Origin of the sequence: Kocuria sp. CCUG 69068, assembly GCF_020833785.1 — a bacterium.
GTDB lineage: Bacteria > Actinomycetota > Actinomycetes > Actinomycetales > Micrococcaceae > Kocuria > Kocuria rosea.
In genome coordinates this window covers 1-6376 of the sequence record NZ_PDDL01000149.1, presented here as the reverse complement: position 1 = coordinate 6376, position 6376 = coordinate 1, and the positions used below count along the sequence as shown (strand labels likewise).

Below are 6376 nucleotides of genomic sequence, written 5' to 3'. Positions count from 1 at the left end.
CGCCCTCCCGGGCCTCGACACCGTGGTGACCCGCGGCCTCGTGGGGCGCGCCGGGGGAGACGTCCGGGCGCTCGCCGCGGCCCCGGCCTGAGCCGTCCGCGGCCCGGGCCGCAGCGGCCGGGCACGAAGAAGCCCCTCACCGGCGTCTCCGCCGGTGAGGGGCTCTTTCGTGGATGGTGCGCCCGAAGGGATTCGAACCCCCAACCTTCTGATCCGTAGTCAGATGCTCTATCCGTTGAGCTACAGGCGCATCGGCGTCCCGGCGTCACCGCCGTTCAAACCGGACATCACTCTACATGCGGCCCCCGGCTGCGCAAAATCCGGGGGCGCCCCGCCCGGCACCCGGCGCGACGGGCCGCGGCGCGCGTAACCCTGCTGGGGCGGCCGGGGCCGGGGCGATACGATGGACCCACATCACAGTAGAGACCGGCCGCCCACCTCCACGCCGCTCACTGTGGGCCCGGTGACACCGGGTCGAGTGTTCGACGACGAGCACCACCACGAGAGCCCCGGGCGGTCGGCGGACGGCCTCAACGAGGAGACATGTCAATGGCTGACAACCCCACTGCAACGACGGAGACCACCGGGCTGAACGAGGCTGTGAAGGACGCGCTGGACAGCGCGCCCACCACCCATGCGCACCTCCTCTCGTGGGTGCGGGAGATGGCGGAGCTGACCCAGCCGGACCGCATCCACTGGGTCGACGGCTCGGAGGCCGAGTGGACGCAGCTCACCGACGAGCTCGTGGACGCCGGCACCTTCGTCCGCCTGGACGAGGAGAAGTTCCCCAACTCCTTCGCCGCGTTCTCGGACCCGGACGACGTCGCCCGGGTCGAGGAGCGCACCTTCATCTGCACCAAGACCGAGAAGGGGGCGGGCCCCACCAACAACTGGGAGGACCCGGAGGTGATGCGCAGCTCCCTGCGCAAGAAGTTCCGCGGCGCCATGCGCGGGCGCACGATGTACGTCATCCCCTTCGTCATGGGCCACCTGGAGGCCTCGCGGCCGAGCTACGGCGTGGAGATCACCGACTCCGCCTACGTGGTGTGCTCCATGCGCATCATGGCGACCATCGGCACCCCGGTGCTGGAGAAGATGACCGAGCAGAACGGCTTCTTCGTCGAGTGCCTGCACTCCCTGGGCGCCCCGCTGGCCCCGGGCGAGCAGGACGTGCCCTGGCCCTGCAACCCCGCCAAGTACATCGTGCACTTCCCCGAGGACCGGGCCGTCTGGTCCTTCGGCTCCGGGTACGGGGGCAACGCCCTGCTCGGCAAGAAGTGCTACGCCCTGCGCATCGCCTCCGCCATCGCCCACGACGAGGGCTGGCTGGCCGAGCACATGCTCATCCTCAAGGTCACGAACCCCGAGGGCAGGAGCCGGTTCATCTCCGCGGCCTTCCCCTCGGCCTGCGGCAAGACCAACTTCGCGATGCTCGAGCCCACGCTCGAGGGCTGGAAGGCCGAGATGGTCGGCGACGACATCTCCTGGATCCGCTTCGGCAAGGACGGCCAGGCCCGGGTGACCAATCCGGAGGCCGGTCTGTTCGGCGTGGCTCCGGGCACGGGGTGGCCCACCAACCCCAACGCCATGCGCGCCATCGCCCGGGGCAACACGATCTTCACCAACGTGGCGCTCACCGACGACGGCGGCGTCTGGTGGGAGGGCATGACGGACGAGACGCCCGAGCACCTGACCGACTGGAAGGGCCGCGACTGGACCCCGGAGAGCGGCCGTCCCGCCGCGCACCCGAACTCGCGCTTCTGCACCCCGATCAAGCAGGCCGACATCCTCGCCCCCGAGTACGACGACCCGGAGGGCGTGCCGCTGTCCGCGATCGTCTTCGGCGGCCGCCGCAAGACCACCATCCCGCTCGTGTCCCAGTCCTTCGGCTGGGAGCACGGGGTGTTCCAGGGCGCCACGCTGTCCTCGGAGACCACCGCCGCCGCGAAGGGCGCCGTGGGCGTCGTCCGGCGCGACCCCATGGCCATGCTCCCGTTCATCGGCTACAACGCCAACGACTACCTCGAGCACTGGGTCGAGGTCGGCGAGCGCATCGGCGAGGACGACATGCCGAAGGTCTTCTACGTCAACTGGTTCCGCCGCACCCCGAGCGGCGGCTTCGCCTGGCCGGGCTTCGGCGAGAACTCCCGCGTGGTCAAGTGGATCTTCGACCGCCTCGAGGGCACGGCCGGCGGCCGGGAGACCCCGATCGGCATCGTGCCCACCAAGGAGGACCTCGACCTCACCGGCCTGGACGTCTCGGACGAGGAGCTCGAGGCCGCCCTCAAGGTCGACGTCGAGGAGTGGCGGGCCGAGCTGCCCAGCATCGACGAGTGGTTCCACCGGCTCGGCCACGTGCCCGAGCCCATCCTCGAGCAGCGTGCCGGGCTGGAGGACCGCCTGAACCAGGCGTGATCCCCGTCCCGGGGTGCTGCGGCGCCCCGGGGCCGGCGGTCGGACGAGGGGTCTCCCGTGCCGGGAGGCCCCTCGTCCGTGTCCGCCGCCCGCGTGGGACAATGGGGGCGCTCCCGCGGCCGGCCGGGACGCGCGAGGTCTCGGAAGGAGCCGCCATGAGCGACCGGAGGACCCCGCCGTGCGGCTGACCGCGTTCTCGGACATCGCCCTGCGCGTCCTGCTGCTGACAGGAGCCGTCCCCGAGGGGGAGAAGCTCACCACGCGCGCCATCGCCGAGGGCGTGGGCGCCCCCTACCACCACGTGACCAAGACCGTGGGCCGGCTGAGCGGGCTCGGGCTGCTGGCCTCGAGCCGCGGCCGCACCGGCGGGGTGTCGATCACCCCCGCCGGCCTGGACGCCACCGTTGGCTCGCTCCTGCGCGAGCTGGAGGCGGGCTCCGCGATGGTCGAGTGCGAGTCGGCCGGCGGCGACTGCCCGCTGGACCGCGGGTGCCGGCTGCGCCGCGCCCTCGCGGACGCGCGGGAGGCCTTCTACGGCGCGCTCGACGACGTGCGGGTGCGGGACCTCGTGAGCGAGCGGCAGGTGGGCCCGGTGCTGGTGTCCATCGGGCTGCGCCCGCCCGAGCCGCCGGCGGCCACCGCGGGGGGCGCGCCGCCGCCGATGACGTAATCAAGCATTTGAGATGCTACTTTTGAGGAGTCATCCACCGGCTCCCCAGGAGGCAACCGTGCTGTCCGACCAGTCCCGTCCCGTCATCGAGCAGACCATCGGCGTCGTCGCCGAGCGCATCCCGTTCATCACCCCCGAGTTCTACCGGTCCATGTTCGAGGCGCGCCCCGATCTGCTGGACGGCATGTTCAGCCGCTCCAACCAGAAGAACGGGACCCAGGCGCAGGCCCTCGCCGGCTCCATCGCGATGTTCGCCTCCTGGCTGCTGACCCACCCCGAGGGCTACCCGGACGAGCTGCTCTCCCGCGTGGCGCACAAGCACGCGTCCCTGGGCGTGCTGCCCCAGCACTACCCGATCGTCCACGAGCACCTCTTCGGCGCGATCGCCCGGGACCTCGGCGACGCCGCGACGCCCGAGGTCGTGGCCGCCTGGGACGAGGTGTACTGGCTGATGGCCGACGCCCTGATCAAGATCGAGGAGGGCCTCTACGCGGGCCAGGCGAACAGCGTGGTCTTCGCCCCGTTCCGGGTCGCGGCCAAGGAGCAGACCGGGACCACCACCACGGCGATCACCCTCGAGCCCGCCGACGGCACCCCGATGACCCCCGCGGTGGCCGGCCAGTACGTGACCGTCGAGGTGCGGATGCCCGACGGCGTGGACCAGCCGCGGCAGTTCACGCTGGTGCCCGGGCCCGAGGGGACCCGCCGGATCGCCGTGCGACTCGACGAGCGCGGCGAGGTCACCCCGGTGCTCTGCCACGACGTGCAGGTGGGCGACGTCCTGCGGGTCTCCAACCCCTACGGGGACGTGGTGCTCCCGGAGGGGGAGGGGCCGCTCGTGCTGGCCTCCGCCGGCATCGGCGTGACCCCCATGCTGGCGTTCCTGGACCGGCTCGTCCGCCAGGAGTCGCAGCGGCAGGTCCTCGTCCTGCACGCCGACCGCTCGGCGGAGGACTGGGCGCTGCGGGAGCTGCACGAGATGCTGGTCGCCGAGCTGCCCCACGCCCGCCTGGAGACCTGGATGGAGACCCCGGGGGACGGCGACCACGACGGGTTCATGGACCTCGGCGCCGTGCGGATCCCGGCCGACGCCCAGGTGGTGCTGTGCGGCCCGCTGCCCTTCATGCAGGCCGTCCGCTCCGCCGTGATCGCCCAGGGCGTCCCGGGGCGCAGCGTGGCCTACGAGATCCTGGGCCCGGACCAGTGGATGCTCCACGACGAGGCGCGCGAGACCGCCGCGGTCTGAGCGCCCGCAGCGCACGGGGCCCCGCCGGACGGCTCGTCCGGCGGGGCCCCGTTGCGTGCCGGGGTCTCAGACGCGCACGATGTCCAGCACCCGGTCCCGGACCCGCTCCATCGTCGCCGGGTCCTTCGCCTCGACGTTGAGGCGCAGGAACGGCTCGGTGTTGGAGGGGCGCAGGTTGAACCACCAGCCCTCGTCCGGGCAGCTGAGCGTGGTGCCGTCCAGCTCCTCCACGCTCACGTCCCGGCCGGCCAGGGCGTCGACGACCCGCCGGACGGCACCGGCCTTGTCCTCCACCGTGGAGTTGATCTCACCGGAGGCCGCGTACGGGTCGTACTGGTGCATCAGCTCGCTCAGCGGCCCGTCCTGCTCGCCCAGCGCGGCCAGGAGGTGCATCGCGGCGAGCATCCCGGTGTCCGCGTTGAAGAAGTCCTTGAAGTAGTAGTGCGCGGAGTGCTCGCCCCCGAACACGGCGCCCTCCTCGGCCATGACGGCCTTGATGAACGAGTGGCCCACCCGGGTCCGCACGGGGCGGCCGCCGCGGGCGGTGACCAGCTCGGGCACGGCGCGGGACGTGATGAGGTTGTGGATGATCACCGGGTTCTCCACGCCCTCCGCCCGGGCGCGCTCGATCTCCCGCTCGGCCACGAGCGCGGTGACGGCCGAGGGCGAGACGGCCCCGCCCTGCTCGTCGACCACGAAGCAGCGGTCGGCGTCGCCGTCGAACGCGATGCCCAGGTCCGCGCCGTGCTCGCGCACGGCCCGCTGGAGGTCCACGAGGTTCTCCGGCTCGAGCGGGTTGGCGGGGTGGTTGGGGAACGTGCCGTCCAGCTCGAAGTACAGGGGCACGACCTCCAGCGGCAGCGGCTCCAGCACGGCGTCGCCCAGCACCGCGGGAGTGGTCAGCCCCGCCATCCCGTTGCCGGCGTCGACCACCACCTTGAGCGGGCGGGTCCTGGACAGGTCCACCAGGGAGCGCAGGTACTCCGCGTAGCCGGTCAGCACGTCCCGCTCGGTGACCGTGCCGGGGACGGGGGCCTCCGGGACCGCTCCGTCGTCGAGGTAGCGCTGGGCGAGGTCGCGGATGTCGTAGAGGCCCGTCTCGGAGGAGACCGGGACGGCCCCGGCCTTCGACATCTTCATGCCGTTGTACTCGGCGGGGTTGTGGCTCGCCGTGAAGGTCACCCCGGCGGCGCCGAACGTCCCGGACGCGTAGTACAGCTCGTCGGTGGAGATCAGCCCGATCTTCACGACGTCCGCGCCGCGGCGGACCGCGCCCTCGGCGAAGGCGTCCACGAACTCCGGCGAGGAGGGGCGCATGTCGCCGCCCACCAGGACCGTCAGGCCGGCGAGGCCCAGGACGTCCACGAACGCGGCGCCGGTGGCCCGGACCGTCTCCGCGGTGATGGACTCGCCCACGATGCCGCGCACGTCGTAGGCCTTGAACGAAGCTGAGAGATCGATAGTCACAAGGGGTGATCTTAGGCCACGGGCGCTCCCGGGTGCCGCGGGGCGCGGGCGGTCCTGTGATTGGATGACGAGCATGGTCGAGATCCTCCGCATGCGCAATCCCGTCCAGCACTATGCGTGGGGCTCCCGCGAGGTGCTGGCCCGCCTCCAGGGCAGACCCGTGCCGAGCCCCGAGCCCGAGGCCGAGCTGTGGGTCGGCGCGCACCCCTCCGCGCCCTCCGTCGTCGTCCGGGACGGCCGGGACGAGCCGCTGGAGGGCCTGCCGTTCCTGCTCAAGATCCTGGCCATCGACGCCCCCCTGTCCATCCAGGTGCACCCCTCGCCGGAGCAGGCCGAGGCGGGCTTCGAGCGCGAGCAGCGGGCGGGGATCCCGCTCGACGACCCGCGGCGCAACTACAAGGACCGCTCCGCCAAGCCCGAGACCGTCGTGGCCCTCACCGACGTGGAGCTGCTCACGGGGGTGCAGCCGGCGGACCGGCTGCGCGCCACCGCCGCGCGCCTGGGGCTGGACTGGCTGCGCGACGCCGCCGCCGGCGGGCGCCCCGTGCTGCCGGCCGTGCTGACGCTCGACGACGCCG

Annotated in this window: 5 protein-coding genes and 1 tRNA gene; 4 read left to right on the top strand and 2 right to left on the bottom strand. The window is 72.5% G+C overall.

Going from position 1 to position 6376, the window contains the following annotated elements; genetic code table 11:
• Positions 1–174: 174 nt before the first annotated feature.
• Positions 175–250: transfer RNA gene (locus CRM73_RS17670), tRNA-Arg, on the bottom strand.
• Positions 251–549: 299 nt separating this feature from the next.
• Here CRM73_RS17670 and CRM73_RS17665 point away from each other — a divergent pair.
• The 3 genes from CRM73_RS17665 (at position 550) to CRM73_RS17655 (ending at position 4331) form a co-directional block, all read left to right on the top strand.
• Positions 550–2415, top strand: a complete 1866-nt coding sequence (locus tag CRM73_RS17665) for a phosphoenolpyruvate carboxykinase (GTP) (RefSeq protein WP_017833926.1) — start codon at positions 550–552, stop codon at positions 2413–2415.
• Positions 2416–2593: 178 nt separating this feature from the next.
• Positions 2594–3085: an Rrf2 family transcriptional regulator gene (locus CRM73_RS17660; RefSeq protein WP_017833927.1), complete on the top strand. Its 492-nt coding sequence runs from the start codon at positions 2594–2596 to the stop codon at positions 3083–3085.
• A 58-nt stretch (positions 3086–3143) separates the two neighbouring features.
• On the top strand, positions 3144–4331 hold the full coding sequence (locus tag CRM73_RS17655) for a globin domain-containing protein (protein ID WP_017833928.1): 1188 nt from the start codon (positions 3144–3146) through the stop codon (positions 4329–4331).
• A gap of 66 nt (positions 4332–4397) precedes the next feature.
• Here CRM73_RS17655 and CRM73_RS17650 read toward each other — a convergent pair whose 3' ends face one another.
• Positions 4398–5798: a phosphomannomutase/phosphoglucomutase gene (locus tag CRM73_RS17650; protein ID WP_229588634.1), complete on the bottom strand. Its 1401-nt coding sequence runs from the start codon at positions 5796–5798 to the stop codon at positions 4398–4400.
• A gap of 73 nt (positions 5799–5871) precedes the next feature.
• Between CRM73_RS17650 and CRM73_RS17645 the strand changes: the two genes are divergently transcribed.
• Positions 5872–6376, top strand: a 505-nt coding sequence (locus tag CRM73_RS17645; protein WP_370658566.1) for a type I phosphomannose isomerase catalytic subunit, incomplete at its 3' end; no start/stop codon positions are given.

Bases quoted from the DNA above. Each gene is read 5' to 3' on its own strand.
- CRM73_RS17665 (WP_017833926.1), top strand. From the start codon at position 550: ATGGCTGACAACCCCACTGCAACGACGGAGACCACCGGGCTGAACGAG.